Origin of the sequence: Pseudarthrobacter sp. NPDC058362 (genome assembly GCF_042723515.1) — a bacterium.
Classification (GTDB): Bacteria; Actinomycetota; Actinomycetes; order Actinomycetales; family Micrococcaceae; genus Arthrobacter.
On record NZ_JBHXIW010000001.1, the window covers coordinates 138991 to 164109 of the forward strand.

The window sequence follows — 25119 nt, forward strand, 5'->3', positions numbered from 1 at the left end:
GGACCAGCGTCGGGCGGGCTGCCCGTAAGCTGGATGGCATTATGGATGACCCTCCCTCACATATGCCCAAGCCCCTCCGCCTTCTGACCGGTTCGCCGGCCATCATGGGAGAGGGGCGCCTGAATGTATGAATGGATCATGCTCGGCATCGGCCTTGTCCTGACGGTCGGTACCGGTTTCTTTGTTGCTTCCGAGTTCGCGCTGGTCAATCTGGACCGCAATGATCTTGAAGCCCGCCAGGCCCGCGGGGAAAAGCGCCTTAAGCCCACCATCAAGGCGCTGAAAATCACCTCCACCCACCTCTCAAGTGCGCAGCTGGGGATCACGCTGACTACCCTGCTCACCGGTTACACTTTCGAACCCGCTATCAGCTCACTGTTGCGCGGCCCCCTCCTCTCCACAGGCCTTCCCGCGTCCGTTGTGCCTGGTATCGGCGCAGTGGTGGGCATTTTCATCGCCACTGTCTTTTCGATGGTGATCGGTGAGCTTGTTCCCAAGAACTTCGCGTTGGCGCTGCCGCTGGCTACGGCCAAGTTCGTGGTGCCGTTCCAGACACTCTTCACCACCGTGTTCAAACCGGTGATCCTGCTGTTCAATAACACCGCAAACGCCATCATCCGGTCTTTCGGCATCGAACCGAAGGAAGAGCTCTCCGGCGCCCGGAGCGCCGAGGAGTTGAGCTCCCTGGTGCGGCGGTCGGCTCTTGAAGGCGTCCTGGACCAGGACCATGCAGTGCTGCTGCACCGGACGCTGAGATTCTCGGAGCATTCTGCAGCGGACGTCATGACGCCCCGCGTGCGAATGACTGCGGTCAACGCCGCTGATACGGCCGACGGCATTGTTGCCCTTGCGACCACGACGGGCTACTCGCGCTTCCCTGTCATCGGGGAGGACCGCGACGACGTGTTGGGCGTGCTTCACGTCAAGCAGGCCTTCGCGGTGGATCTGGAAGACCGGCCCCGGGTTACCGCGTCAGAGCTGATGATCGAGCCGTTGCGCGTACCTGAATCCATGGGGGTTGATACCCTGCTGGTCCTGCTCCGTAAGCAGGGACTGCAGGTGGCCATCGTCTCGGACGAGCACGGCGGAACCGCCGGCATCGTTACCCTCGAGGACCTCGTGGAAGAGATCGTTGGGGAGCTTGAGGACGAACATGACCGCGCCCGCACCGGTGTTGTCCGAACTGGCCGGTCCATAACCTTTGATGCAGCCCTTCGGCCGGATGAGTTGCTGGACCGAACGGGCATCGCCGTGCCCGACGGGGAGGAGTACGACACCCTGGCCGGGTTCGTCACGGACCAGTTGGACCGCATCCCGGAGTTGGGCGATGAAGTGCAGATCGACGCTGGGACGCTCCGGGTGGAGCGCGTCCTGGGTACGCATGTGGAGCGGATCCGTTTCACCCCGGACGACTCCCAGGAAACGCCAAAGAGCGCCCATGACCGCATCATCGATGACCTGACGCAGGAGCTGACCCATGAGTGAATACCTTCCCGGCATTATCTGGCTGGTGGTGCTCCTGGTGGTCAACGCCTTCTTCGTCGGTGCAGAGTTCGCTGTCATTTCAGCCCGCCGCTCCCAGATTGAGCCCAAGGCCGAGGCAGGCAACAAGGCCGCCAAGACCACGCTGTGGGCCATGGAACATGCCACACTGATGCTGGCCACCAGCCAACTCGGCATCACTGTCTGTTCCCTGGTGATCTTGAACGTCTCCGAACCTGCCATCCACCATCTGCTGGAAATCCCGCTCGGCCTGACGTCCCTGTCCTACGAGGCCATCAGCATCATCGCCTTCGTCATTGCGCTGCTGCTGGTCACCTTCCTGCATGTAGTCCTGGGCGAGATGGTCCCTAAGAACATCTCCTTCTCAGTTCCCACACGGGCAGCCCTGATCCTGGCCCCGCCTTTGGTTATGGTTTCCCGGCTGGTCAAACCGGTGATTTGGGCCCTGAATGGCATCGCCAACTCCATCCTGCGCCTGTTCAAGGTGCAACCCAAGGATGAGGCCACCAGCGCCTACACCCTTGACGAGGTCGCCAATATCGTGGAGCAGTCCACCAGGCATGGCATGCTGACCGACACCACCGGAACGCTGAGCGCCGCCTTCGAATTCACCGCCAAGACCGTTGCGGACGTTGAGGTGCCGATCTCCGACATGGTGCTCCTGCCTGAGTCCGCCACACCGGCTGACATCCAGCGCGCCGTCGCCGGTCACGGGTACTCCCGGTACATCCTTACCAATAACGACGGCGAGCCCTCCGGGTACCTGCACCTCAAGGACGTCATGGACCTGACCACGCAGGAGAAGTTCACCCAGCGGGTGCCGGCAAAGCGGATCCGCCGCCTCGCATCCGCCTTCAGCGGCAGCGAGCTCGAGGATGCGCTGGCAACAATGCGCCGCACCGGCGCCCACGTTGCCCGGGTGTCTGACGCGAAGGGAAACACCACAGGTGTCCTCTTCCTCGAAGACATCATCGAAGAGTTGGTGGGCGAGGTCCAGGACGCCACCAGCACCTGAGCCGGCAGCAGGTCTGCCCGGCTGGCGATCCGGATACCTGGAGGGTGCGGTTCAAACCGGAGCCGCACCCGCGAGCAGAACGCGACCAACAAAGCACACAAAATCCCGCAGGACCTAAGGCTCTGGACAGCAGTTTCGCCATGGGCAAACATGGCAAGGGAACGGTGCTCCGCAAAGTTGAGCGTAGTACACTCAACTTAGGAAAACTGCCCCCGAAAGGAGCTCTCTTTGGACGTCAAATTCACCACCAAGAGCCAGGAGGCTCTTTCGGCCGCGGCCATGAATGCCTCCACCGCCGGAAACCCCCAGGTTGAACCGGCTCACCTGCTCAAGGCACTGATGGACCAGCGTGAGGGCGTGGCCGTCGCGCTCCTTCGCGCCACCGGAGCGGATCCGGATGCCGTCAGCGTCCAGGCCAGCAGTGCCATTAAGGCCCTGCCCGCCACCTCCGGCGGCTCCACGCAGCAAGCGCAGCTCTCGCGGCCTGCCCTGCAGGCCATCCAAAACGCCAAGGAGGAGGCCGACCGCCTCGGCGACACCTTCGTCTCAACCGAAGTGCTGCTGCTGGGCCTCTCCTCCGGAAGCGACGCCGTCGGGCGCTTAATGCGCGACGCCGGTGCCTCCCATGAGGCGCTGCTCGCCGCCCTGCCGGGTGTCCGCGGCGACCGCAAGGTGGACAGCCCTGACCCGGAAAACACCTTCCAGGCCCTCGAAAAGTACGGCACGGACCTGACGGCCATGGCGCGGGCGGGCAAGCTTGACCCCGTGATCGGCCGCGACTCCGAGATCCGGCGCGTCGTCCAGGTACTCAGCCGCCGCACCAAGAACAACCCGGTGCTGATCGGCGAACCCGGCGTTGGCAAGACGGCCGTCGTCGAAGGGCTGGCGCAGCGGATGGTCGCCGGCGATGTCCCCGAAAGCCTGCGGGGCAAGACCCTGGTCTCACTGGACCTTGGCTCGATGGTGGCCGGGGCAAAATACCGCGGCGAATTCGAGGAGCGGCTGAAGGCGGTCCTCGAGGAAATCAAGGGTTCCGAGGGCCAGATCGTCACCTTCATCGACGAAATCCACACGGTAGTGGGGGCCGGTGCCACCGGTGACTCATCCATGGACGCCGGCAACATGCTCAAGCCAATGCTGGCCCGCGGCGAGCTCCGGCTGATCGGCGCGACCACCCTGGATGAGTACCGCGAAAACATCGAGAAGGATGCGGCACTCGAACGCCGCTTCCAGCAGGTGTACGTGGGTGAACCGAGCGTCGAGGACACCATTGGCATCCTCCGCGGCCTGAAGGAACGCTACGAGGCGCATCACAAGGTGTCCATCGCGGACTCCGCCCTGGTGGCGGCCGCCACGCTGTCCAACCGCTACATCTCGGGCCGGCAGCTGCCGGACAAGGCCATCGACCTGGTGGATGAGGCCGCATCCCGGCTGCGCATGGAGATCGACTCGGCCCCGGAGGAGATCGACCAACTCCAGCGCTTGGTGGACAGGCTCACCATGGAAGAGCTGGCCCTGCAGGACGAGAAGGATGAGGCGTCCGTGGAACGGCTGGCCACCCTCCGTGCGGACAAGGCTGACAAGGAAGAGGAGCTCAACGGACTGAAGGCCCGCTGGGAGGCCGAAAAGGCCGGGCTCAACCGGGTCGGCGACCTGAAGGCGAAGCTGGATGAGCTGCGGTCCGCCGCGGACAGGGCACAGCGCGAAGGCGACCTGGAAACGGCGTCGCGCGTCCTCTACGGCGAAATTCCCGCACTGGAACGCGAGCTCAACGCGGCCGCCGAAGCCGAGGCCGCCGTCTCGGACAAGTCCGGGCAGATGGTGGCCGAGGAAGTCACCGCCGATGACATTGCCGAGGTAATCTCCGCCTGGACCGGGATTCCCGCCGGCCGCATGCTGCAGGGCGAAAGCCAGAAGCTGCTCCACATGGAGGAGGAGCTGGGCAAGCGGCTCATCGGCCAGACCAAGGCGGTCGCAGCGGTCTCGGATGCGGTCCGGCGCGCCCGTGCCGGGATCAGCGACCCCAACCGGCCCACCGGTTCGTTCCTCTTCCTTGGCCCCACGGGCGTTGGCAAGACCGAGCTGGCCAAGGCGCTGGCGGACTTCCTGTTCGACGACGAACGCGCCATGGTGCGCATCGACATGTCCGAGTACGGCGAGAAGCACTCGGTGGCCCGTCTGGTCGGAGCGCCTCCCGGGTACATCGGGTATGAGGAGGGCGGCCAGCTGACTGAAGCCGTCCGCCGTCGTCCGTACTCCGTGGTGCTGCTCGACGAAGTGGAGAAGGCGCACCCGGAGGTCTTCGACATCCTCCTCCAGGTGCTCGACGACGGCCGGCTCACCGACGGCCAGGGCCGCACCGTTGATTTCCGCAACGTGATCCTGGTGCTGACCTCCAACCTCGGCAGCCAGTTCCTGGTGGATCCGTCGCTGGATCCGGAGGCCAAGCGGAACGCCGTCATGGCCACCGTCAACGCCTCCTTCAAACCGGAATTCCTGAACCGGCTGGACGAAGTGGTGCTGTTCGATGCCCTCACGGTCGAAGAGCTGGCGCACATCGTGGAGCTGCACGTGGCCGAGCTGGGCCGACGCCTCCACGAACGCCGCCTGACGCTGGAAGTCACGGACGGAGCGCGGGCCTGGCTGGCGCTCACCGGCTTCGATCCCGCCTACGGTGCCCGGCCGCTCCGCCGCCTGGTGCAGCGCGAGATCGGCGACCGGCTGGCCAAGGCCATCCTCGCCGGCGAGATCGCGGACGGGGACACAGTGTTGGTGGATACAGCGCCCGACGTCGGCGCGCTCGCGGCTGCGGACGCTGCGGCGGGTGCCGGGTCAGGGGAGTCCGCGGCGCGCGGCCTGTCGGTCCGGCGCAAGGGCTAACGCGCGGAAATTAGGGGAGAACGCTCGCCTTGATGACGTTGCCGCCGGGTGCTGTGACGTAGCAGTCCACCCGGCGGTCCCCTGACTCCCAGCTGGTGGTGCTTGGGTAACTGCGTTCGTAATTGAGGGTGTACTTGTCCGCGGCGGGTCCGAGCTTGGTGGCCTGGCAGGCCTCGAGCGCCTTGGCCTTGAGCACCTCCGCGCCCGGGTAGGACTCCTTCTCCGGATAGCGGAAAACAGCCACGAGCTGTGCGGAGTGGCTGGTGTTGCAGGCCACCACGGTGGATTTCAGCGCCTCGGGATCGAAGTCCTTGAAGCAGTCGCCCAGAGCGTAATCGCCGGGGTTCACGTTGGTCCGGGGGAGGGGCAGCGGCGTGGCCGGCGCAGTGGCAACGGTCTCCAGTACGCCGGGGATATCCTTGGCGGAGCTGCTGTCCGCGTTGGAGTTCAGCCAGATGGCCAACCACACCAGCGAGCCAATGACGGCCGCGAGGACGACCACGAAGAACACCTTCCAGAACGTCTGCTGGGCGCTGCCCGGCCTGTGGGGCGCAGGCTCCTCGGGCAAGGGCCCGTCCGCTGGAGTATGCGGGGGCGACGGCGTCTCGGGCGTGGGCGGGACGTCCTGGTGGTCCAAGGGTGAATCCTCCTTCGGCATGTTAAGCGACTCTACCGAAGAAAAATGCGGGAATCCCGCGTGCGCGTCCGGAAATGGTAACGCAGACCACCGCCCGAGGGCCTTCACCGGCAAGCAGTGCCCGCCGAAAGCATGTAATCTAGGTGTACGACAAATTGACCAAACATTCCGGGGCCTCACCTATCGCCTAGGTGACCACCTCCGGTCCAAGTACAAAAGGGGGTCACGCCATGGGGCGCGGCCGTCAAAAGGCAAAAGCTACCAAGCAGGCTCGGGACATTAAGTACTATTCCCCGAACACTGACTATTCGGCACTTCAGCGTGAGCTGACGGGCCCGGGAAGTCGTGCCACGAGCCGTTTCGCCAATGATCCGGTTGAGCCGGACTATTCGGCTTATGTGGACAAGTACGCGGATGATTTGGAAGAAGACGACGACGAGGTAGACACCCGTCGCATCGGCTAGCCTTCGCGGGCTACCCCGTCTGGGCGCCTTGTGGCGCCGCCCAGCACATAGAACTACAACGAACGGATACAGCATGCTGTATCCGTTCGTTGTGCTGTGCCCTGAAAACAGTCTCAAAAGCCCGCCCTGACCCGCACCTTGACTTAATACGTTAGTGGTCACTAACGTATTAGCCATGCTCGACCCCCTGGAAGTAGCCGCTGAGCCCAACCGGCGGCGACTGCTGCAGCTCCTGGCCGGCGGGGAGCGGACGGTGACGGACCTTGCCGGCTCGTTCACTGTTAGCCGGTCGGCCATCTCGCAGCACCTGCTCCTGCTGGAACAGGCCGGCCTGGTGACTGCCCGCAAGGAAGGCCGCAACCGGTTCTATGCCGTCAATCCGGACGGCATGGCCAGGCTTCGCCAGCTCTTCGAACAGTTCTGGACCAGCGAACTGGACCAGCTCGTCGCCGACGCCACCACCTACCGCCGCACCTGACCCCACAAAGGATCCATCATGATTTTCGACAAGACTGTCCTCCTTCCCCTCGGCCTCGACGACGCGTTCGCCCTGGTCACCGAACCCGCACGGTTGCGCCGCTGGCAGACCGTTGCTGCCCGCGTCGACCTCAAGGTCGGCGGCGAATACCGTTGGACCATAACGCCCGGCCATCACGCCTCCGGCACCTTCACGGAGGTCGACCCCGGCAAGCGCGTCGTTTTCACCTGGGGCTGGGAGCAGCCGGGTGCTCCGGCGGACAACGTTTCCACTGTGTCCGTCACCTTCGAACCGGCCGACGGCGGCACGAACGTCCGCTTGGTCCACGAGGGTCTGCCCTCGGCTGAGGCAGCTGCGGCACACGCCGAGGGCTGGAACCACTACCTCGACCGGCTGCTGGCCGAAGCATCCACCGGCGATGCGGGCGCCGATGAGTGGGCGGCAGCGCCGCAGGACCTCACTGAGCTGACCGCCGCCGACGCCACTCTGGCCATCCTGCAGCGTGTCCTCCGCGGCATCACGGCCGCGGATCTGGACCAGGCCACGCCCTGCAGCGACTTCAACGTGGCCCAGCTGCTCGACCACCTGGCCGCCTCGGTGGGCAACATCGGCAAGGCGCTGGGCGCCACGGTAGCGGACGACGCCGGGAAGTCGCCTGAGGAGCGCATCGCAGACCTCGCGCAGCCCACCCTGGAGGCCTTTGCCCGCCGCGGCCTCGAAGGCACCGTGGACATGGGCTTCGCCCAGCTGCCCGCCACCATGGTGGCATCCATCCTGAACCTCGAGTTCCTGGTCCACGCCTGGGACTTCTCCCGGGCGCTTGGCCGCGACCTCGCCGTAGCCGACGAACTGACCGACTACGTCGAAGTGCTGGCGCAGCAGACCATCAGCGAGCAGGTCCGCGCCGGCGGAAGCTTCGCTGCACCGGCCCCGGTGGGCGAATCGGCGTCGAGCCTTGACCGGCTGGTGGCGTTCACGGGACGCACCGTCTCCGCCTGACCTGGCGCCACCCGACCCGCCATCACCCGGCATTGCGGAAACCCTGTAGCCTGACCGCATGACTCTCCCGAAGACCTACGCCCACGGTGAGCCCTGCTGGGCGGACCTGCAGACCCGCGACGTCACCTCGGCGAAGGAGTTCTACGCGGCGCTGTTCGACTGGACGTACGAAGACCTGCCCACGCCGGACGGCCGCAGCTACGCGCAGGCCTTCGTCGGCGGGAAGCTGGTGGCCGTGATTGCTCCGCAAAGCACGCTGCAGGAAGCGTCGGGGACGCACGCGAAGTGGAACGTCTACTTCGCTGTTACGGACGCGGCGGCGCTGGTACGGGATGCGGAATTCGCCGGCGGGACGGCCGAGTTCGGACCGGAAGCCGTCGCCGACACCGGAGTCCTCGCCTTTGTGGCACCTCCCGGCGGGGGCACCACGGGCGTCTGGCAGCCCGGAACGCACACTGGAAGCCAGCTGTTCAACGTTCCGGGCGCGCTGGCCTGGGCGGAACTGTCCACGCCCAACCCGGCGGGTGCCGTCGGATTTTTCCAGGAGCTTTTTGGCCACGAGGTCACCGAATATCCCCAGGACGACGGCGGCACCTACAGCACGCTGATGGTCAACGGAGCGGAAGTGGCCGGCGTCGTTCCTGCCGACGAGGGCGCGCAGGCGGGCTGGGACGTGTACTTCGGCGTCGCCAGCATCGACGACGCCCTCCGGGCTGCGGTGGCAGCCGGCGGCGAGGTGCTGGTGCAACCCGAGGGCGGTGCCGGCGGCGGCGCCCTGGCCACTATCCGCGACCCGCAGGGCGGAATCCTCAGCCTTCTGGAGGTCTAAAGCCCGCCGGGTCCACACTCTGCGGGATACAGGGAAGGGCTGGACACAGGGAAAGGCTCCCGCCAAGGCGGGAGCCTTTCCGTGGAACGTGCTAGTTGTTGACGATCTTCACAGGGCCGGTTTCCGTCTCGCAGACCGTCACCTCGTTGCCGGACGAGTCCACGGCCTCGCCAAGGACGGCTACTGATCCGATATCTGCGACGTCGCACAGTGAGGCGGCGACCGATGCCGCGACGTTGACGTCAACAGCGTCCTTCACCGTCACATCACCGACAGTGACATTGACGAGGCCGTCGTTGAGGGTGGTGTTGTCCGCGGCGTGTGAGGGCCCGGCGGCAGCGCCCACCAGGAAGAGGGTTCCGGCTGCTGCAGCGGTGGCTTTCTTCAAAACTGACATTATTTTCGCTCCCTTGAGTCCGGCCCGGTGCGCCACACATCCGGCCGCCGTGGCGTACCTCGATGGGTGGGTGAGCCGCGCAGATACTGCGCGACGCGAATTTCCGGGCGTCTTGTGGATGCTTCTTGTGCCTCCGCGGACCGATATCGATACGGTCAGCGGGGAAGGCGGTCCGGCTGGGCCAGCGACCTAGCGCTGTGTTGGCGCGGGCTTGATTCTCAAGCTCCGTATGTAACCTCAGACGGACATCTGTGGTGCACTTCCACGTACAAGCCTAAAGGTAAGCATACTTAGCAGTCAAGGGCGGGATGAGTTTTAGGCGTAGGCGTTGACCATGCGGACCGCGCCGCCGTCCACACCCTTGGCGCCCTGGACATAGTCGGGGCCGGTCTTGATGATGGCGTCCGAATCATCCGTGACGGTGCCCATGACCCAGGACGGCAGCCCGCGTTCGTTGAGGCGGGCCACTGCTGCGTCCGCGGCCTCGGGGGACACGATGGCCACCATGCCCACGCCCAGGTTCAGGGTGCGTTCGAGGTCTGCCAGCGGGACGTTGCCCAGCTCGGACACCAGCTTGAAGATGGCAGGCAGTTCCCAGGTGGCGCGGTCAACCGTGGCCACCAGGCCCTGCGGGAGGACGCGGGCCAGGTTGGCTGCAAGGCCGCCGCCCGTGACGTGGCTGAAGCTGTGGACGGCCGAGGGGCCGCTGAGCGGGAACGCGCGGGCGAGGTCCAGGCAGTCGGCGGCGTACACGCGGGTGGGCTCCAGGAGCTCCTCGCCCAGGGTGCGGCCCAGCTCGGAAACCTGGCGGTCCAGTGCCCAGCCGGCGTGGTTGATGACGCGGCGTACCAGGGAATAGCCGTTGGAGTGCAGGCCGGAGGAGGCCATGCCAATCACCACGTCGCCGGCGCGGACACGTTCCGGGCCCAGCAGGTTGTCGGCCTCGATGACGCCGGTGGCTGCGCCGGCAACGTCGTACTCGTGCTCGCCCAGCAGGCCGGGGTGCTCGGCGGTTTCGCCACCCACCAGCGCGGTTCCGGCGACGGAGCAAGCGGCCGCGATGCCACGGACGATGTCCGCGATGCGCTCCGGAACCACCTTGCCGCAGGCGATGTAGTCAGTCATGAACAGCGGTTCGGCGCCCACCACCACGATGTCGTCCACCACCATGCCCACCAGGTCGAAGCCGATGGTGTCGTGGATGTCCATGGCCTGCGCGATGGCCACCTTGGTGCCAACGCCGTCGGTGGAGGTGGCCAGCAGCGGCTTCTTGTAGGTCAGCAGCCTGGAAACGTCATACAGGCCGGCGAAACCGCCCACCCCGCCCAGCACCGACGCGTTGTGGGTCGCCTTGATGGCGCCCTTCATGAGTTCGACGGCGCGGTCCCCGGCTTCAACGTCCACGCCGGCGGAAGCGTAGGTGATGCCGGCAGAGTTGGGGGTGGTGCCAGGGGCAGGGGCAGCGGAAGTCATACGGACTCTTTCTTGTCAGCGTCGGTCAGCAGATTTTCAAACTCGGCGTCGGGTCCCGGATCGCAGCCCGTTGCACCCGGCTTCTCAGCCGGGTCTTCCGAGCCGGGAACGGCCGACGGCGTGAGCCCGCCAAGGTCGGTGCGCTCCAGCAGGTTCTTCCCCAGTTTTTCCGATCCGGGCAGTTCGATGGGGTACTTGCCGGTGAAGCAGGCAGTGCAGAGGCGTTCGCGGGGCTGCTGGGTGGCGCCGATCATCCCGTCTTCGGAGATGTAGGCCAGGGAGTCGGCACCGATGGCCTGCGAGATTTCCTCGATGGTGGCGCCGTTGGCGATCAGTTCGGCGCGGGAGGCGAAATCGATGCCGTAGAAGCAGGGCCACTGCACCGGAGGGGAGGAGATTTTCACATGGACGGCAGCTGCGCCGGCTTCGCGGAGCATCCGCACGATGGCGCGCTGCGTGTTGCCGCGGACGATCGAGTCATCCACCACCACCACGCGCTTGCCACGGATGACGGACTCCAGGGCGTTGAGCTTCAGCCGGATACCCAGCTGGCGTAGCGTCTGGGAGGGCTGGATGAAAGTACGGCCCACGTAGGAGTTCTTGACGAAGCCGTGGGCGAAGGGGATGCCGGATTCCTCGGCGTAGCCCACGGCGGCCGGGGTGCCCGACTCCGGCACGGGGATGACGATGTCCGCTTCCTGGGTGTTTTCGCGGGCCAGCTGGCGGCCCATCTCCACGCGGGACTCGTACACGGAACGGCCCGCGATGGAGGCATCCGGACGCGCAAGGTAAACGTATTCGAAAACGCAACCGGCCGGCGTCGGCTCCGCAAAACGCTGGGACCGTACGCCCTGTTCGTCGATGGCGATGAATTCGCCCGGCTCGATTTCGCGGATGAAGCTCGCGCCCACGGTGGCCAGGGCAGATTGCTCGGAGGCGACCACCCAGCCGCGCTCCAGCCGCCCGAGGACCAGCGGACGGATGCCGAAGGTGTCGCGGGCGGCATAGAGGGTGCCCTCGTCCATGAAGACGAAGCAGAAGCCGCCGCGGATCTTGGGAAGGAGCTCGATGGCGGTCTGCTCGAGGGTCTTGCCTTCTTCACCCTCCAGCAGTGCCGTGACCAGGGCGGTGTCAGAGGTGTTGCCTTGCTTCATCTCGCCGGTGAGGTTGCCGCCGTTGCGCTCCAGGATCATGGCGTTCAGCTCGGCGGTGTTGGTCAGGTTGCCGTTGTGCGCCAGGGCAACCGTGCCGGTGCTGGTGGCGCCGAGCGTGGGCTGGGCGTTGGCCCAGTGGCTCGCGCCGGTGGTGGAGTAACGGCAGTGGCCCACGGCCAGGTGCCCGGTCAGGGTGTTGAGCGTGGTCTCGTCGAAGACCTGGGACACCAGGCCCATGTCCTTGTAGACGTTGATTCGCTTGCCATCGCTGGTGGCTATGCCAGCCGACTCCTGGCCACGGTGCTGCAGTGCATACAGCCCGTAGTAGGTAAGTTTTGCTACCTCTTCGCCGGGTGCCCAGACACCGAAGACGCCACAGGCGTCCTGGGGTCCCTTTTCGCCGGGAAGAAGATCATGGGAAAGTTTGCCATCGCCGCGTGCCACTGGTCGATTATCTCACGATATGCGGTATGACTTTTCCCCGGCTGCGATTATGACCGCTGTCCGTTTTCCGGCTCGTCGCCGGGGGTGTCGTCCTGCTCTTCCTCCGGAACGGCCTCGACGACGGCACGCTGCTGTTTCCGGACGCTGCGCCGGTCCAAGAGCAGGGCGAGGATGGCGCCGAGGATGGCACCGCCGCCGGCGAACATGACCAGGAAGAATCCGAACACAGCTCCGGGGTCGAAACTGTCGCTGCCCGGGAGGGCGTAAGCCACCACCGCTGCAGCGAGGATGCCCACCACTGCGCCCAGCACCAGGAACGGAACGTACTTGGGGGCGCGGCGGACCGTGACTTCGCGGCGCTCGGCAGGGGAGGGTTCGGCAGGCATGCCATCCAGCCTACATTTCGCGGAGCGGAGGCGCGCGCCGGGAACAGTCCGGGGACGTCCGCGCGCTGATATATCTCTTGACACGGCCGTGTGGACGCTGCCATATTCGCGTAAGCATAACGCGCAGCTTGTTGTGCATTGCGCAACAAGCGCAGCACTTCCCCCGGCTCATTTCATCGGGCGCGGCTACGCAGACCGGATCCGGCCCCGGTTCCACGAAAGGAACACGAAGACATGGTTCACAAAGTTCAAGCCGTCATTGCCCGGGAGAAGGACGCCCCGGTCACACTGGAGACCATCCTGGTACCGGACCCGGGGCCAGGCGAAGCGCTGGTGGACATCCTCACCTGCGGCGTCTGCCACACCGACCTGCATTACAAGCAGGGCGGGATCGGCAACGATTTTCCCTATCTGCTGGGCCATGAGGCCACGGGTGTGGTGAGCGCTGTGGGCACGGGTGTCAGCAATGTGGTCCCCGGGGACCGGGTGATCCTGAACTGGCGCGCGGTCTGCGGGCAGTGCCGCGCGTGCGCGAAGGGCGCGCCGCAATACTGCTTTAACACTGCCAATGCCACACAGAAGATGACCCTCGAGGACGGCACTGAGCTTTCGCCCGCCCTGGGCATTGGCGCGTTCGCGGAGAAAACGCTGGTGGCGGCCGGGCAGTGCACCAAGGTGGACCCGGACGCTGATGCAGCCGCCGTCGGCCTGCTGGGCTGCGGTGTGATGGCCGGCATCGGCGCCGCCATCAACACCGGCGAGGTCAAGCGCGGTGAATCCGTGGCCGTGATCGGTTGCGGCGGCGTGGGCATTGCGGCGATTGCCGGGGCGAAGCTGGCAGGAGCGACGACGATCATCGCCGTGGACATCGATGACAACAAGATCGGCATGGCCACAGCCCTCGGCGCAACCCAGGGTGTGAACTCCAGCCGGGAAGACGCGGTGGAGGCCATCCGTGCCCTCACCGGAGGCAATGGAGCAGACGTGGTGATTGACGCCGTCGGCCGTCCTGAAACCTACAAGCAGGCCTTCTACGCCCGCGACCTCGCCGGCCGCGTGGTCCTGGTCGGCGTACCGACGCCCGAGATGACGCTCGAACTTCCGCTGCTGGATGTCTTCGGCCGCGGCGGGTCGCTGAAATCCTCTTGGTACGGCGACTGCCTGCCCTCCCGCGACTTCCCCATGCTGGTCAGCCACTACCAGCAGGGCAACCTGGATCTGGATGCCTTTGTCTCTGAACGGATTACCATCGACCAGGTGGAGGAAGCCTTCCACAAGATGCACGAGGGCAAAGTCCTGCGTTCGGTAGTGGAGATCTGAGGAAGTTGGAACGATGAAGTTCGGTAAGCAGCCCGCCCCCGTAGCGGACATCAACGAGGACGAACTCGTCGTCCGCAAGCCCAAGACCGAAGCGGCCGGGGTCAAGGCCGTCATGGTGGCGCTCGAACGGGCAGTGGCCCAAGCGGGTGTGGCCCGGACCGCCCACTCGCTGCTGCGGTTGAACCAGCGCGGCGGTTTCGACTGCCCGGGCTGCGCCTGGCCGGAGTCGGATAAGAAGCGCAAGACCGCGGAGTTCTGCGAAAACGGTGCCAAGGCCGTGGCCGAGGAGAACACGCTCCGGACCGTCGGCGCAGAGTTCTGGGCCAAGCACTCGATTGCCGAGCTGTCCACCAAGACGGAGTACTGGCTGGGCAACCAGGGCCGTCTTTCCGAGCCTGTGGTGATCCGGGAGGGAGAGACGCACTACTCGCCGATCTCCTGGAATGACGCGTTCGAGCTGATCGGGGAGCACGTCCGGGCCAGCACCCCGGACCGCTGCGTGTTCTACACCTCCGGCCGCACGGCGAACGAGACGGCGTTCCTGTACCAGCTGTTCGCCCGGTCCATAGGGACGAACAACCTGCCGGACTGCTCCAACATGTGCCACGAGTCCTCCGGATCGGCACTGAACCCGACCATCGGCATCGGCAAGGGCACCGTGTCCCTGGACGACATTCACGACGCGGAACTCATCTTCGTTGTCGGGCAGAACCCCGGCACTAACCACCCGCGCATGCTGTCAGCGCTGAAGGAGTGCAAGGACAAGGGTGGCAAGGTGGTGGCCGTGAACCCGCTGCCCGAGGCCGGCCTGTTCAACTTCAGGGACCCGCAGACTGTCTCCGGCGTGGTGGGCGGCGGCACGCCGCTCGCTGACGAGTACCTGCAGATCAAGGTGGGCGGCGACCTGGCCCTGTTCCAGGCACTCGGCCACCTCCTGCTGGAAGCCGAGGAGAAAAACCCGGGGACCGTCGTCGACCATTCCTTCATTGCTGCCCAGACCGACGGGTTTGACGCCTACCGCGAGGCCCGCCGAACCCTCGATTGGGATGAGACCGAGAAGGCCACGGGCCTGTCCCGGGAACAGATCGAAACCGTGGCCGGGATGCTCATCAAGTCCAAGGCGTCCATTTTCTGCTGGGCGCTGGGCGTGACGCAGCAGCCGCACTCCGTGGACACCATCAAGGAAATGGTCAACGTCCTGCTGCTGCAGGGCAACTTTGGCAAGCCGGGCGCCGGCGCCTGCCCCGTCCGGGGCCACTCCAACGTGCAGGGCGACCGGACCATGGGCATCTGGGAAAAGCCCAAGGAATGGCTCCTGGCCGCGCTGGATAACGAGTTCGGCATCACCTCGCCCCGGCAGCACGGTTACGACGCCGTGGAGTCGATGGAGGCGTTTGAGCGCGACGAAGTGGACGTTTTCGTCTCCATGGGCGGCAACTTCTCGCTCGCCTGCTCCGACACCGAAGCCCTGGAAGCGGGCATGCAGCGGATCGGGCTGACGGTGCACATCTCCACCAAGCCGAACCGGTCCCACATCGTCCACGGGCGCACGTCGCTGATCCTGCCCACCCTGGGCCGGACGGATAAGGACGACAAGCACCCCAAAGGCGCACAGTTCCTGTCCGTGGAGGATTCCATGTCCGTTGTCCACTCCACCCAGGGGCGGCTGACCCCCGTGTCCGAGCACCTGCTGGCCGAACCTGTGATCGTGGCCCGGATGGCCGAGGCGACCTTCGGCCCGGACCACCCGGTGGACTGGCGGGGCATGGCCGAGGACTACGACGTGATCCGCGACCATATCGCCCGCGTCCTGCCCGGCTTCGAGGACTTCAACGCCCGGGTCCGGACCAAGAACGGCTTCGTTCTGCCCAACCCGCCGCGCGACACCCGGTCCTTCGCCACGGACATCGGCCGCGGCCGGTTCACCGTCAGCCCGCTGGAGTACCTGACCCCGCCGCCCGGGCACCTGGTGCTGCAGACCATCCGCAGCCACGACCAGTACAACACCACCTTCTACGGCCTGGACGACCGTTACCGCGGCATCTCCGAGGGCCGCCGGGTGATCCTGATCCACCCGGACGACCTCGCGGAATCCGGCTTCCAGGACCGGGACCTTGTGGACGTGGTGAGCACCTTCCAGGGTGTGGACCGCCGGGCGGACAAGTTCCGCCTGGTGGCCTACCCCACCGCGAAGGGCTGCGCTGCCGCGTACTTCCCGGAGGCCAACGCACTGGTCCACAAGGAGAACGTGGCCCGTGTGTCCAACACGCCCGGATTCAAAGCCATGTTCGTCCGCTTTGAGCCGCACCAGGCCGTGGTGGCGGCTGCCCAGGCGTCCGCAGGGGAGCTGGCAGGGACGCCGGCTTAGCCGTGCGGGTGCATCGACGATAAAAGGCCCGCGACGGCGGCACACCGGTTGCCCGGTGTGCCGCCGTTTTGTTGCTGGAGGGACGGCGCTTGTTACGGCGTGGGGCGCCGCGAATCCATGCTTTTTCGTCATATCCGAAATTCATTGACACCGGGACGTGGCAGGCATCACACTGTTGCATATGGTGATCGCTGTTGCGTTAGATGCTTCCAGATTTCCTCTGGATTCATCGCTTCTGTTGGTGTTGGACCTCCCCACATTCACGAACAGAACGTCCCGGACGCCTCCTGGTGGCCCGCCTGCTCCGTCATCACTTCATTTCGCTCAAGACCAGCCCTATCGGGAGGAAAACACATGACTACTTCAGTGAACGTGCCGCTCAGCGCACGCGGAAAGCTCGCGTCAACATTGCCTGCCGAGCAGCTTGCTGAAATTACGGAGTTGTTCGCCCTGCGGCGCACCGGCTACTCCCTCGATGCCCCCTTCTACACCGACCCGACGATCTTCAAGCTCGATATGGAGGCCATCTTCGGCCAGCACTGGATCTTTGCCGGCAGCGTTGCCGAGCTGCCGGAGCCGGGCGACTACATCACGGTGGACTACGGCCCCTACTCCCTGATTGTGCTGCGCACCGACGAGGGTAACGTCAACGTCCTGCACAACGTCTGCCGCCACCGCGGTGCGCGTGTCCTGACCGAAGCCGCCGGCTCCACCGGAAACCTGGTCTGCGGCTACCACTCCTGGACCTACTCGCCCGAGGGCAACCTGATCCACGCCTCCGCCCCCGGCGAAGCCAAATTCGACAAGAACTGCTTTGCCCTCAAGCGCGCCCACAGCCGCGAGGTCGCCGGGCTCATCTTCGTCTGCATCGCAGATGAACCGCCCGCAGACTTCGACGAGACCTCCAAGATCTTCGAGCCCTACCTCGCACCCCACGACCTGTCCAAGACGAAGATTGCCTACCAGCAGAACATCATCGAAGAGGGCAACTGGAAGCTTGTCATGGAGAACAACCGGGAGTGCTACCACTGCGACGGGCACCCGGAACTCGCCTGCTCGCTCTTCCCCACGTGGGGCCTGACCGAGGGATTGATCCCGGCCCACCTCGAAGAGGTCTGGGACCGCAACAAGGAAGCCCAGTCCTCCCTCGAGGAGCGGTGCCGCCGTTACGGCCTGCCTTACGAGGTGGTTGAGGAGCTCGATACGCGCATTGCCGGTATCCGTATTTCACGCGAATCCCTGGACGGGGAGGGCGAATCCTTCTCGGCGGACGGCCGCAGGCTCTCCAAGAAGCTGCTCGGCGACCTGCCGGACTTCCGCCTGGGCCGCTGCTCGATGCACCTGCAGCCCAACAGCTGGTTCCATTTCCTGGGCGACCACGTCATCACCTTCGGCGTCTTCCCCATCAACGAGCACCAGTCCCTGGTCCGCACCACCTGGCTGGTGGCTGACGACGCCGAAGAAGGCGTTGACTATGACCTCGACAAGCTCACCTACACCTGGAAGCAGACCAACCTCCAGGACAAGGCATTCGTGGAACTGTGCCAGCAGGGCGCTGCCAGCCCCGCGTACGAGCCCGGCCCGTACATGAAGAGCGAGTACCAGGTGGAGGCCTTCATTAACTGGTACGTCCAGCGCGTGCAGGAGCACCTGGCATGATTGACGTCCTCACCAAGACGCCCGTCCGGGAACCACAGCGCATCCGCGGCCTTGAAATGCCGTGGAACCGGGTGATGGGCACCATCGAGGGACCGGCCAGCGCAGCCAAGGCCCTGGGCCCGTGGCATCCGCAGGAGTTCATGGCCGAATGCGTCGAGACCGTTCCCGAAGCAGGCGGCATGATGACGTTCGTGTTCCGCCGCTGCGACGGTGCGCCCCTTGCGTTCCGCGCGGGGCAGTACGTCAACATCGCCTTCCCTGTGAACGGCGATGACCACGAACCGGTGGACCGCAGCTACTCGCTGTCCAGTTCACCCACGGAACCGTGGACCTTCAGCGTCACCGTCAAGCGTGACCCCGGCGGGCTGGTTTCACCGTGGGTGCACGAGAATGTCAGGCCCGGCACCGTCCTGGACATGCTGGGACCCGTGGGGGCCTTCCACCTGCCGGACGCCGACCGTCGCGCGCGCTACCTTTTCCTGGCGGCGGGCGCGGGCATCACCCCCATCATGTCGATGCTGCGGACGATCCATTCGCTGCCCGGCACTGCCAACGTGGTGGTGCTCTACCACGGTGCGGAAGCGGGCGGCTTTGCCTTCCACCGGGAGTTGGCCTACATCGCGTCCGTGGACTCCCGCATCAAGGTCTTCTACGCCCTGGGCGACCGCGGCAGGCCCGAGGACTGGGAAGGCTTCACCGGGCGGCTGACGGCGGCCATGATCGATGAGGTGGCTCCCGACGCCAACGGACGCCAGGTCTACGCCTGTGGCCCTGAGGGTTACCTGAACACGGCTACTGAGCTGCTCACGAAGGTGGGCGTCGACGACACCTCCATCTACATGGAGTTCTTCTCCGGTGACCGCCAGACGCTCCTTGAATACCAGGCCGAGCTCGCCCTGGCGGCGGACATCGCCGAGGAGATCGCTGAGGAAATCGCGGAGTCCGCCGAGGACTACTTCGAAGGCCAGCCCGCGGCGTTCGGGATCTACGAGCCCGGCTACGACGCTGACGGAACCCTCCAGGCCGCGGGACTCGCCCTGGAAGCCGCAAACCTCGAAGCCGCGAACCCGGAAGCCGCTGCCGGCGCCGCGGCTGCGGCCCCGGAGGCGCAGGCCCCCGACGCCTCAAGCTTCGACACCGTCGGAACCGGCAGCCTCACGCTGTCCTTCATGCGAACCGGGATCAATGTGCGGATCGATCCGGAGGAGCCCATCCTCGGGGTGGCACAGCGTGCAGGTGTCCGGATCGGCGCCAACTGCAAGGAGGGCATGTGCGGCTCCTGCAAGGTGGTCAAGCTGTCCGGGGAGATCGACATGAACCACCAGGGCGGAATCCGCAAACGGGAAATTGATGCCGGCAAGTTCCTTCCTTGCTGTTCCACTGCGCGCACCGACATGGTGATCGACGCTTAGCCAGAACCAAACGCCAACCATAGGAGCCATGCCCATGTCAGGTAACAAAGCTGTTGCGTACAAGGAGCCCGGAGTTGTCGAGGTCATCGACACCCCCTATCCCTCGTTTGAATTGAAAGCCGGCCCCGGCGTCAACCCCGCTAATGTTGGCCGGAAGGTCCCCCACGGCGTCATCCTGCGCACCGTGAGCACCAACATCTGCGGGTCTGACCAGCACATGGTCCGCGGCCGGACCACCGCCCCCGCCGGCCTCGTGCTGGGGCACGAGATCACCGGCGAAGTCATCGAGACCGGGCCCGACGTCGAGTTCATCAAGGTGGGGGACATCGTCTCGGTCCCCTTTAACATTTCCTGCGGCCGCTGCCGGAACTGCAAAGAGCGCAAGACCGGAATCTGCCTGAACGTGAACCCGGACCGTCCCGGCTCTGCCTACGGCTACGTCGACATGGGCGGCTGGGTCGGTGGCCAGGCGGAGTACGTCCTGGTTCCGTACGCCGACTGGAACCTGTTGCGGTTCCCGGACCGGGATCAGGCCCTTGAGAAGATCATGGACCTGACCATGCTCTCCGACATCCTCCCCACGGGCTTCCACGGCGCAGTCACCGCAGGGGCCGGCGTTGGGTCCACCGTCTATGTCGCCGGTGCCGGGCCCGTGGGTCTTGCAGCGGCAGCCAGTGCCCAGCTGCTGGGAGCGGCAGTGGTCATCGTGGGCGATCTCAATGAAGACCGCCTGGCCCAGGCCCGCTCCTTCGGCTGCGAAACCGTCAATGTCGCCAACGGCGACCCCGCCGACCAGATCGAGCAGATACTCGGTGTCCGGGAAGTCGACGCCGGTATCGATGCCGTCGGTTTCGAGGCCCGCGGACACGGCCATGGGGCCCAGGAAGCGCCGGCCACCGTGCTCAATTCACTGATGGACCTCACCACTGCCGGCGGCTCCGTGGGCATTCCCGGCCTTTACGTGACAGGCGATCCTGGGGCCGTTGACGAGGCAGCCAGGAAAGGCAGCCTGTCCCTCTCCTTGGGCACTGGCTGGGCCAAGTCCCTGTCCTTTACCACAGGCCAGTGCCCGGTGATGAAGTACAACCGGCAGCTGATGATGGCGATTTTGCACGACAGGATCCAGATCGCCAAGGCAGTCAACGCTACGGCCATTTCGCTCGGCGATGCCCCGCGCGGGTACGCGGAGTTCGACGCCGGGGCTGCCACGAAGTACGTCCTGGACCCGAACGGTTACCTCAATAACTGATGCCTGGTTTCCGTTTGTAAAGAACGGCAAAGCTAAATGGCGGCACCCCGTGGGGGTGCCGCCATTGTCATGGCTGGTGTGATTGGGGCGGATCAGCCGCGGAGGCGCTCCATGCCGGGGTCCACCAGAGGCTCCGCGGAAACGGTGGCCGCCACGCGCCGCCCGAAGTACTCGATCTCCACGGCATCCCCGACGCCGACGGCGGAGGGCAGCCAGGCGTAGGCGATGGGCTTGCGGACCGTGTAGCCGTAGGCCGCGCTGGTGACGTACCCAACGGCTTCACCGGCCACGAACACCGGTTCCTTGCCCAACACCACTGACGTGCCGTCGTCGACCGTCAGGCAGCGCAGCGTCTTGGCTGCGGGCTGTTCGCGGAGCGCAGCGAGTGCCTCGGCGCCCACGAACCCGGTCTTGTCCTTGGCCACGGAGAAGCCCAGCCCGGCCTGGTAGGGGTGGTGCTCGGACGTCATATCCGTGCCCCACAGCCGGTAGCCCTTCTCCAGCCGCATGCTGTTGAACGCGCCGCGGCCTGCGGCGATGATGCCGTGCTCCCGGCCGGCCTCGAACAGCATGTCCCACAGCTTTAGCCCGTACTCGGCGGTGGTGTACAGCTCCCAGCCGAGTTCGCCGACGTAGGACAGGCGCATGGCGGTAACAGGGATGCCGCCCACGGAGATTTCCTTGGTGCGGAAGTACTTCAGGCCGTCGTTGGTGAGATCATCGGTGCTGACCTTGCCAATGACCTCGCGCGCCAGCGGACCCCACAGGCCGATGCAGCAGGTGCTGCCGGTGATGTCCGAGACGTGCACCCACTGGGAGGGGTCTGCGGCCGACTGCCTGCGCGCCTCCACCCGGAGGTAGTCGAAGTCCACGTTGCTGTTGACGCCCAGCTGGAAGTCTTCCTCCGCCAGCCGCGCGACGGTCACGTCACTGCGGATGCCGCCGTCGTGCTCCAGCAGCAGGCAGTACGTCACGGCACCCGGCTTCTTGGCGATGTTTCCCGTGCTGAGCCGGTGCAACAGCGCCTGCGCGCCCGGACCCACTACAGAGAGCCGCTTCAGCGGCGTCATGTCGAAAAGTCCGACGGCGGTACGCGTCTTCCACGCCTCGGCTGCGGAAATGGGGGAAGAGAACAGGGCGGACCAGGAGTCCCGCTCCGGAGTCTTCCACTCCTCCGGCAGCTCCTCCAGCAGGCCACGGTTGGCCTCGAACCAGTGCGGCCGCTCCCAGCCGGCCGACTCCAGGAAGAACGCTCCCAGTTCCTTCTGCCGGACGTTGAACGGGCTGACGCGCAGGTCGCGCGGGGATTCCCGGGGCTGCAGCGGGTGCATCACGTCGTAGATCTCCACGAAGTTCTGCTGGGAGGTCTCGCTGACGTACGCGTCGGAGGTCTGGACCTTTTCGAAGCGGGAAAGCTCGCAGCCGTGCAGGTCGGTTTGCGGCTGGCCGTCGATGATCAGCTCCGCCATGGCCTTCGCAACGCCGGCGGAGTGCGTGACCCAGACGGCCTCGGCCACGAAGAACCCCTCAACATCCGGTGCCTCGCCCATGAGCGGGCCGCCGTCCGGGGTGAAGGAGAAGATGCCGTTGAAACCGTCCTGGATTTCGGTGCTGCGCAGCGCCGGCAGCAGGTCCTGGCTGTCCTCCCATGCGGGCGCGAAGTCCTCGAGGGTGAAGTCCAGGCGGGAAGGCATGCGGTGGTCCGACATTTCCTCTGCTGAGACCTTCGGCAGGGCCGACATGTCCACCGGCATCGGGCGGTGGGCGTAGCTGCCGATGCCGATCCGGTCTCCCCATTCGCGGTAGTACAGGTCCTTGTCCTGATAGCGCAGGATGGGCTTGCTGGCGCCCTTTGGCAGCTCGTTGACACCCTCGAGTTCGGCCAGCGGCGTGGTGACAACGTACTGGTGGGCGAGCGGCAGGAGAGGCACCTCCAGCCCCACCATCCTGCCCAGCTCACGGCCCCAAAAGCCTGCGCAGGACACCACGATGTCGGCAGGGATCAGTCCTGCGGAGGTCTCCACGCCGGTGACCTTGCCGCCCTCCTGGGCGATACCGGTGACGGTAGTGCAGCCGCGGTAGGTGACGCCGCGTTCGCGCGTGCGCTCGATCAGCAGCTGCACAGCGCGGGCCGCCAGGGCGAGCCCGTCCGTGGGGATAAGCAGGCCGCCCAGGACTTCGCGGCCGCCGGAAAGCGTGCCGGTGTTCAACAGCGGGTAGATTTTTTCGCATTCGTCGGCGTCGATGATCCGGCTTTCGACGCCCCAGGAGGTCATCACGCCCATCTTGCGCTTGAGGTCGGCCAGCCGCTCCGGCGTGGTGGCCAGCTCCAGGCCGCCGACTTGGTTGAAGCAGGACTCGCCGTCCTTGCTCAGCGCCAGGAGCTTGTTCACCGTGTAGGTGGCGAATTCCGTCATAGTCCTGGAGGGATTGTTCTGGAACACGAGGCCCGGAGCGTGGGACGTGGAGCCGCCAGCGAGCTCCAGCGGACCCTGCTCGACGACGGTGATGTCGTTCCAGCCGCGGCTTGCCAGCTCGTCGGCGAGGTTGGTACCGACGATGCCGGCTCCGATGATGACGACGCGTGGTGATGCGCTCATGATTCTTGGTTCTCCTGGTTGGTGCTGGAATCCGCCGTGCCGGCGTGCCGGGATTCGCTTCGCTATGAGCAACGCGCATCACTATATGCAACAGTGTGGCGCAGCTCACAGGGGATGTCAAGGGTGCCCTCCTTTGTTGCGGGCACGGCACCAGCGTGTTGAGGGCAGCAAAGAGGCCTCCGCCGCTGGTGCGGCGAAGGCCTCTTGCATGTCATCCCGTTTTCCGAAAGCGGTGCTTCGATGAGGAATACCTCCCCAGGTTTTAGGCCCACCGAAGCACCTCTCACGGAAAACGGGACATCCGTTGCTGACGCTGTGCCTTCCTAGCCCGTCGGTTCCAGGACCTGGGACTCCACGGCGTCGGTCGGCAGCGGAACGGAGGACGATTGCCGGCGTGCAGCCTCCACGGTGTGCAGGAGCAGCAACGCGGTGGTCACGGAGCCGACGCCGCCCGGAACCGGAGTGAGCCCCGCTACGGTCCCGGTGACGCTGGCTTCGTCCACATCACCCACCAGCGAGCCGTCGGCAAGGACGTTCGTGCCGACGTCGACCACCACCGTTTGGGAGGAGACGTGGCTGCCGGTCAGCAGCCCGGCGCGGCCGGCGGCAACCACCACTACATCCGCATTCTTCGTGTACCGCTCCAGCGGGCCCGACCTGGAATGGCAGACCGTCACCGCGGCATCGCGTGCCAGCAGCAGGAGGGACAGCGGCTTGCCTACGACGGCGGACCGGCCCACCACCACCACCGCCTTGCCCGCCACGGGAACCTGGTAGTGGTCAAGGATTTCGACGACGGAGCGGGCGGTAGCGGGTGCAAAGGCCGGCTGCCCCACGGCAAGGCGTCCCAGGCTCAGCGGATTGGCGCCGTCAATGTCTTTTTCCGGGGCGATGAGGCCCACCAGGTTGTCCGTCCGGACACCGGGCGGCAGCGGGGCTTGCAGGATGATGCCGTTCACGGACGGTTCGGCGCTCAGGTCCCGCAGGACGCTGGCCAACACCGATTCCGTTGCGTCGTGGCCCAGGTCGATGACCCGGCAGCCGACCCCCGCGCGCTCCGCCGCCCGCTCGATGGAACGGACATACCAGCGCGTCGATTCATCGGCGGTCGCCATGACCACCGCCACGACCGGGCGGATGCCGTGCAGTCCAAGCGACCGGACCTGGTCCTGAACCTCCTGCTGGAACAAAGCCGCCAACGGCTTTCCGGAAAGTATTGAGGTACTCAACCAAGGATCCTTTCCCGAACCCGGGCCGACAGGGCATCTGCCGCCAGGACCACTTTTTCCTCAATCCCGTCCGTCTGCTGGGCCAGGAGCGCGCGAGCCTCCGGGTCCTTGACCGCGACGACATTGATATCGATATTGACGCGCGCTGTTGTGGCGGCCGCACGGGCGGCATCGGCGGCCGCTGCCACGTCGCTGATGACGTTGGCGTTGGCGACGTCGAACAGCTCGGTGGCGAGGTCCACGATGCCGCCTGACAGCTTGACGAGCTGGGCGGGCGTTTGTGCCGCCCGGATCAGTGCGGCCTGGATCCCGGCAGTGCGGGCGGCCTCGAGTTCAGCGGTGTCGGACGGGAGCTTGTAGGAGTCGATGACTGCCTGGAAGGCATGTTCATCCGCTTCAGCCAGGCTCAGTGCCTCGGCGACAAGGTCGTCGGCTGCCTGGGTGATCCGCTGCACCAGCGGTGCGTGCTGCTCAAATTTGGCGCCGGTGGTGTAACGCGCCACCATGGCCACCAGGGCGGCGCCCTGCGCCGCATGCAGCGCAGCAGCGGCGCCGCCGCCAGGCGTCGGCTGCTTAGCGGCCAGCCGGGTGAGGTAGCTGCTCACTGTCTCTGAACTGATCAT

The 25119-nt window shown here is 65.7% G+C and carries 20 protein-coding genes; 12 read left to right on the top strand and 8 right to left on the bottom strand.

The window, feature by feature from the left end; all coding sequences use genetic code 11:
• Window positions 1–123: 123 nt before the first annotated feature.
• The 3 genes from ACFWIX_RS00620 (at window position 124) to clpB (ending at window position 5398) form a co-directional block, all read left to right on the top strand.
• The gene (locus ACFWIX_RS00620; protein ID WP_377214174.1) at window positions 124–1485 is read left to right on the top strand and encodes a hemolysin family protein; all 1362 of its coding nucleotides are present in this window, start codon (window positions 124–126) and stop codon (window positions 1483–1485) included.
• On the top strand, window positions 1478–2518 hold the full coding sequence (locus ACFWIX_RS00625) for a hemolysin family protein (protein WP_377214175.1): 1041 nt from the start codon (window positions 1478–1480) through the stop codon (window positions 2516–2518). The genes ACFWIX_RS00620 and ACFWIX_RS00625 overlap by 8 nt, the downstream gene beginning before the upstream one ends.
• A 228-nt stretch (window positions 2519–2746) precedes the next feature.
• The gene (gene clpB, locus ACFWIX_RS00630) at window positions 2747–5398 is read left to right on the top strand and encodes an ATP-dependent chaperone ClpB (protein WP_377214176.1); all 2652 of its coding nucleotides are present in this window, start codon (window positions 2747–2749) and stop codon (window positions 5396–5398) included.
• 10 nt (window positions 5399–5408) lie between these two features.
• Here the strand turns inward: clpB and ACFWIX_RS00635 are convergent, their stop codons facing one another.
• The gene (locus ACFWIX_RS00635; protein ID WP_377214177.1) at window positions 5409–6056 is read right to left on the bottom strand and encodes a septum formation family protein; all 648 of its coding nucleotides are present in this window, start codon (window positions 6054–6056) and stop codon (window positions 5409–5411) included.
• 209 nt (window positions 6057–6265) lie between these two features.
• Here ACFWIX_RS00635 and ACFWIX_RS00640 point away from each other — a divergent pair, with 209 nt between their 5' ends.
• From ACFWIX_RS00640 to ACFWIX_RS00655, 4 genes are all read left to right on the top strand, one after another.
• The gene (locus ACFWIX_RS00640) at window positions 6266–6499 is read left to right on the top strand and encodes a DUF3073 domain-containing protein (RefSeq protein WP_377214178.1); all 234 of its coding nucleotides are present in this window, start codon (window positions 6266–6268) and stop codon (window positions 6497–6499) included.
• A 175-nt stretch (window positions 6500–6674) separates the two neighbouring features.
• A complete protein-coding gene (locus ACFWIX_RS00645; protein ID WP_377214179.1) occupies window positions 6675–6977 on the top strand; it encodes an ArsR/SmtB family transcription factor in 303 nt (100 codons plus the stop codon).
• 18 nt (window positions 6978–6995) lie between these two features.
• Window positions 6996–7976, top strand: a complete 981-nt coding sequence (locus ACFWIX_RS00650; protein WP_377214180.1) for a TIGR03086 family metal-binding protein — start codon at window positions 6996–6998, stop codon at window positions 7974–7976.
• 58 nt (window positions 7977–8034) lie between these two features.
• Window positions 8035–8805, top strand: a complete 771-nt coding sequence (locus tag ACFWIX_RS00655; protein ID WP_377214181.1) for a VOC family protein — start codon at window positions 8035–8037, stop codon at window positions 8803–8805.
• Window positions 8806–8896: 91 nt separating this feature from the next.
• Here ACFWIX_RS00655 and ACFWIX_RS00660 read toward each other — a convergent pair whose 3' ends face one another.
• The 4 genes from ACFWIX_RS00660 to ACFWIX_RS00675 all read right to left on the bottom strand — a co-directional run bounded on the left by ACFWIX_RS00660 (window position 8897) and on the right by ACFWIX_RS00675 (window position 12659).
• Entirely contained in the window at window positions 8897–9202 is a 306-nt protein-coding gene (locus ACFWIX_RS00660) for a hypothetical protein (RefSeq protein WP_377214182.1), read from the bottom strand.
• A 315-nt stretch (window positions 9203–9517) separates the two neighbouring features.
• The gene (purM, locus tag ACFWIX_RS00665) at window positions 9518–10675 is read right to left on the bottom strand and encodes a phosphoribosylformylglycinamidine cyclo-ligase (RefSeq protein ID WP_377214183.1); all 1158 of its coding nucleotides are present in this window, start codon (window positions 10673–10675) and stop codon (window positions 9518–9520) included.
• Complete coding sequence (purF, locus tag ACFWIX_RS00670; RefSeq protein WP_377214184.1) at window positions 10672–12273, bottom strand: amidophosphoribosyltransferase; 1602 nt, start codon at window positions 12271–12273, stop codon at window positions 10672–10674. The genes purM and purF overlap by 4 nt, the downstream gene beginning before the upstream one ends.
• Window positions 12274–12320: 47 nt before the next feature.
• Window positions 12321–12659, bottom strand: coding sequence for a hypothetical protein (locus tag ACFWIX_RS00675; protein ID WP_377214185.1), 339 nt, complete (start codon window positions 12657–12659; stop codon window positions 12321–12323).
• 234 nt (window positions 12660–12893) lie between these two features.
• Here ACFWIX_RS00675 and ACFWIX_RS00680 point away from each other — a divergent pair, with 234 nt between their 5' ends.
• The 5 genes from ACFWIX_RS00680 to fdhA all read left to right on the top strand — a co-directional run bounded on the left by ACFWIX_RS00680 (window position 12894) and on the right by fdhA (window position 20667).
• On the top strand, window positions 12894–13979 hold the full coding sequence (locus ACFWIX_RS00680; protein ID WP_377214186.1) for an S-(hydroxymethyl)mycothiol dehydrogenase: 1086 nt from the start codon (window positions 12894–12896) through the stop codon (window positions 13977–13979).
• Window positions 13980–13992: 13 nt separating this feature from the next.
• Window positions 13993–16347: an FdhF/YdeP family oxidoreductase gene (locus ACFWIX_RS00685; protein ID WP_377214187.1), complete on the top strand. Its 2355-nt coding sequence runs from the start codon at window positions 13993–13995 to the stop codon at window positions 16345–16347.
• Between the two features lie 354 nt (window positions 16348–16701).
• Complete coding sequence (locus tag ACFWIX_RS00690) at window positions 16702–18006, top strand: SRPBCC family protein (protein WP_377214188.1); 1305 nt, start codon at window positions 16702–16704, stop codon at window positions 18004–18006.
• Window positions 18003–19418, top strand: a complete 1416-nt coding sequence (locus ACFWIX_RS00695; protein ID WP_377214189.1) for a ferredoxin reductase — start codon at window positions 18003–18005, stop codon at window positions 19416–19418. The genes ACFWIX_RS00690 and ACFWIX_RS00695 overlap by 4 nt, the downstream gene beginning before the upstream one ends.
• Before the next feature lie 34 nt (window positions 19419–19452).
• The gene (gene fdhA / locus ACFWIX_RS00700; protein WP_377214190.1) at window positions 19453–20667 is read left to right on the top strand and encodes a formaldehyde dehydrogenase, glutathione-independent; all 1215 of its coding nucleotides are present in this window, start codon (window positions 19453–19455) and stop codon (window positions 20665–20667) included.
• Between the two features lie 92 nt (window positions 20668–20759).
• On the opposite strand, the gene ACFWIX_RS00705 is transcribed toward fdhA, so the two are convergent.
• The 3 genes from ACFWIX_RS00705 to ACFWIX_RS00715 form a co-directional block, all read right to left on the bottom strand.
• Window positions 20760–23267 (bottom strand): FAD-dependent oxidoreductase, encoded by a 2508-nt coding sequence (locus tag ACFWIX_RS00705; protein WP_377214191.1) that lies wholly within the window; start codon window positions 23265–23267, stop codon window positions 20760–20762.
• Between the two features lie 323 nt (window positions 23268–23590).
• Window positions 23591–24496 (bottom strand): bifunctional 5,10-methylenetetrahydrofolate dehydrogenase/5,10-methenyltetrahydrofolate cyclohydrolase, encoded by a 906-nt coding sequence (locus ACFWIX_RS00710; RefSeq protein ID WP_377214192.1) that lies wholly within the window; start codon window positions 24494–24496, stop codon window positions 23591–23593.
• Window positions 24493–25119: a cyclodeaminase/cyclohydrolase family protein gene (locus ACFWIX_RS00715; protein WP_377214193.1), complete on the bottom strand. Its 627-nt coding sequence runs from the start codon at window positions 25117–25119 to the stop codon at window positions 24493–24495. The genes ACFWIX_RS00710 and ACFWIX_RS00715 overlap by 4 nt, the downstream gene beginning before the upstream one ends.

Excerpts from the sequence above, each read along its gene's own strand:
- ACFWIX_RS00680 (WP_377214186.1), top strand. The coding sequence starts at position 12,894 with ATGGTTCACAAAGTTCAAGCCGTCATTGCCCGGGAGAAGGACGCCCCG.
- ACFWIX_RS00690 (WP_377214188.1), top strand. The coding sequence starts at position 16,702 with ATGACTACTTCAGTGAACGTGCCGCTCAGCGCACGCGGAAAGCTCGCG.
- ACFWIX_RS00655 (WP_377214181.1), top strand. The coding sequence starts at position 8,035 with ATGACTCTCCCGAAGACCTACGCCCACGGTGAGCCCTGCTGGGCGGAC.
- ACFWIX_RS00675 (WP_377214185.1), bottom strand. The coding sequence starts at position 12,659 with ATGCCTGCCGAACCCTCCCCTGCCGAGCGCCGCGAAGTCACGGTCCGC.
- ACFWIX_RS00645 (WP_377214179.1), top strand. The coding sequence starts at position 6,675 with ATGCTCGACCCCCTGGAAGTAGCCGCTGAGCCCAACCGGCGGCGACTG.
- fdhA (WP_377214190.1), top strand. The coding sequence starts at position 19,453 with ATGTCAGGTAACAAAGCTGTTGCGTACAAGGAGCCCGGAGTTGTCGAG.
- ACFWIX_RS00620 (WP_377214174.1), top strand. The coding sequence starts at position 124 with ATGTATGAATGGATCATGCTCGGCATCGGCCTTGTCCTGACGGTCGGT.
- purM (WP_377214183.1), bottom strand. The coding sequence starts at position 10,675 with ATGACTTCCGCTGCCCCTGCCCCTGGCACCACCCCCAACTCTGCCGGC.
- ACFWIX_RS00705 (WP_377214191.1), bottom strand. The coding sequence starts at position 23,267 with ATGAGCGCATCACCACGCGTCGTCATCATCGGAGCCGGCATCGTCGGT.
- ACFWIX_RS00660 (WP_377214182.1), bottom strand. The coding sequence starts at position 9,202 with ATGTCAGTTTTGAAGAAAGCCACCGCTGCAGCAGCCGGAACCCTCTTC.
- ACFWIX_RS00685 (WP_377214187.1), top strand. The coding sequence starts at position 13,993 with ATGAAGTTCGGTAAGCAGCCCGCCCCCGTAGCGGACATCAACGAGGAC.
- ACFWIX_RS00635 (WP_377214177.1), bottom strand. The coding sequence starts at position 6,056 with ATGCCGAAGGAGGATTCACCCTTGGACCACCAGGACGTCCCGCCCACG.
- ACFWIX_RS00695 (WP_377214189.1), top strand. The coding sequence starts at position 18,003 with ATGATTGACGTCCTCACCAAGACGCCCGTCCGGGAACCACAGCGCATC.
- ACFWIX_RS00625 (WP_377214175.1), top strand. The coding sequence starts at position 1,478 with ATGAGTGAATACCTTCCCGGCATTATCTGGCTGGTGGTGCTCCTGGTG.
- ACFWIX_RS00715 (WP_377214193.1), bottom strand. The coding sequence starts at position 25,119 with ATGATCAGTTCAGAGACAGTGAGCAGCTACCTCACCCGGCTGGCCGCT.
- ACFWIX_RS00650 (WP_377214180.1), top strand. The coding sequence starts at position 6,996 with ATGATTTTCGACAAGACTGTCCTCCTTCCCCTCGGCCTCGACGACGCG.
- ACFWIX_RS00640 (WP_377214178.1), top strand. The coding sequence starts at position 6,266 with ATGGGGCGCGGCCGTCAAAAGGCAAAAGCTACCAAGCAGGCTCGGGAC.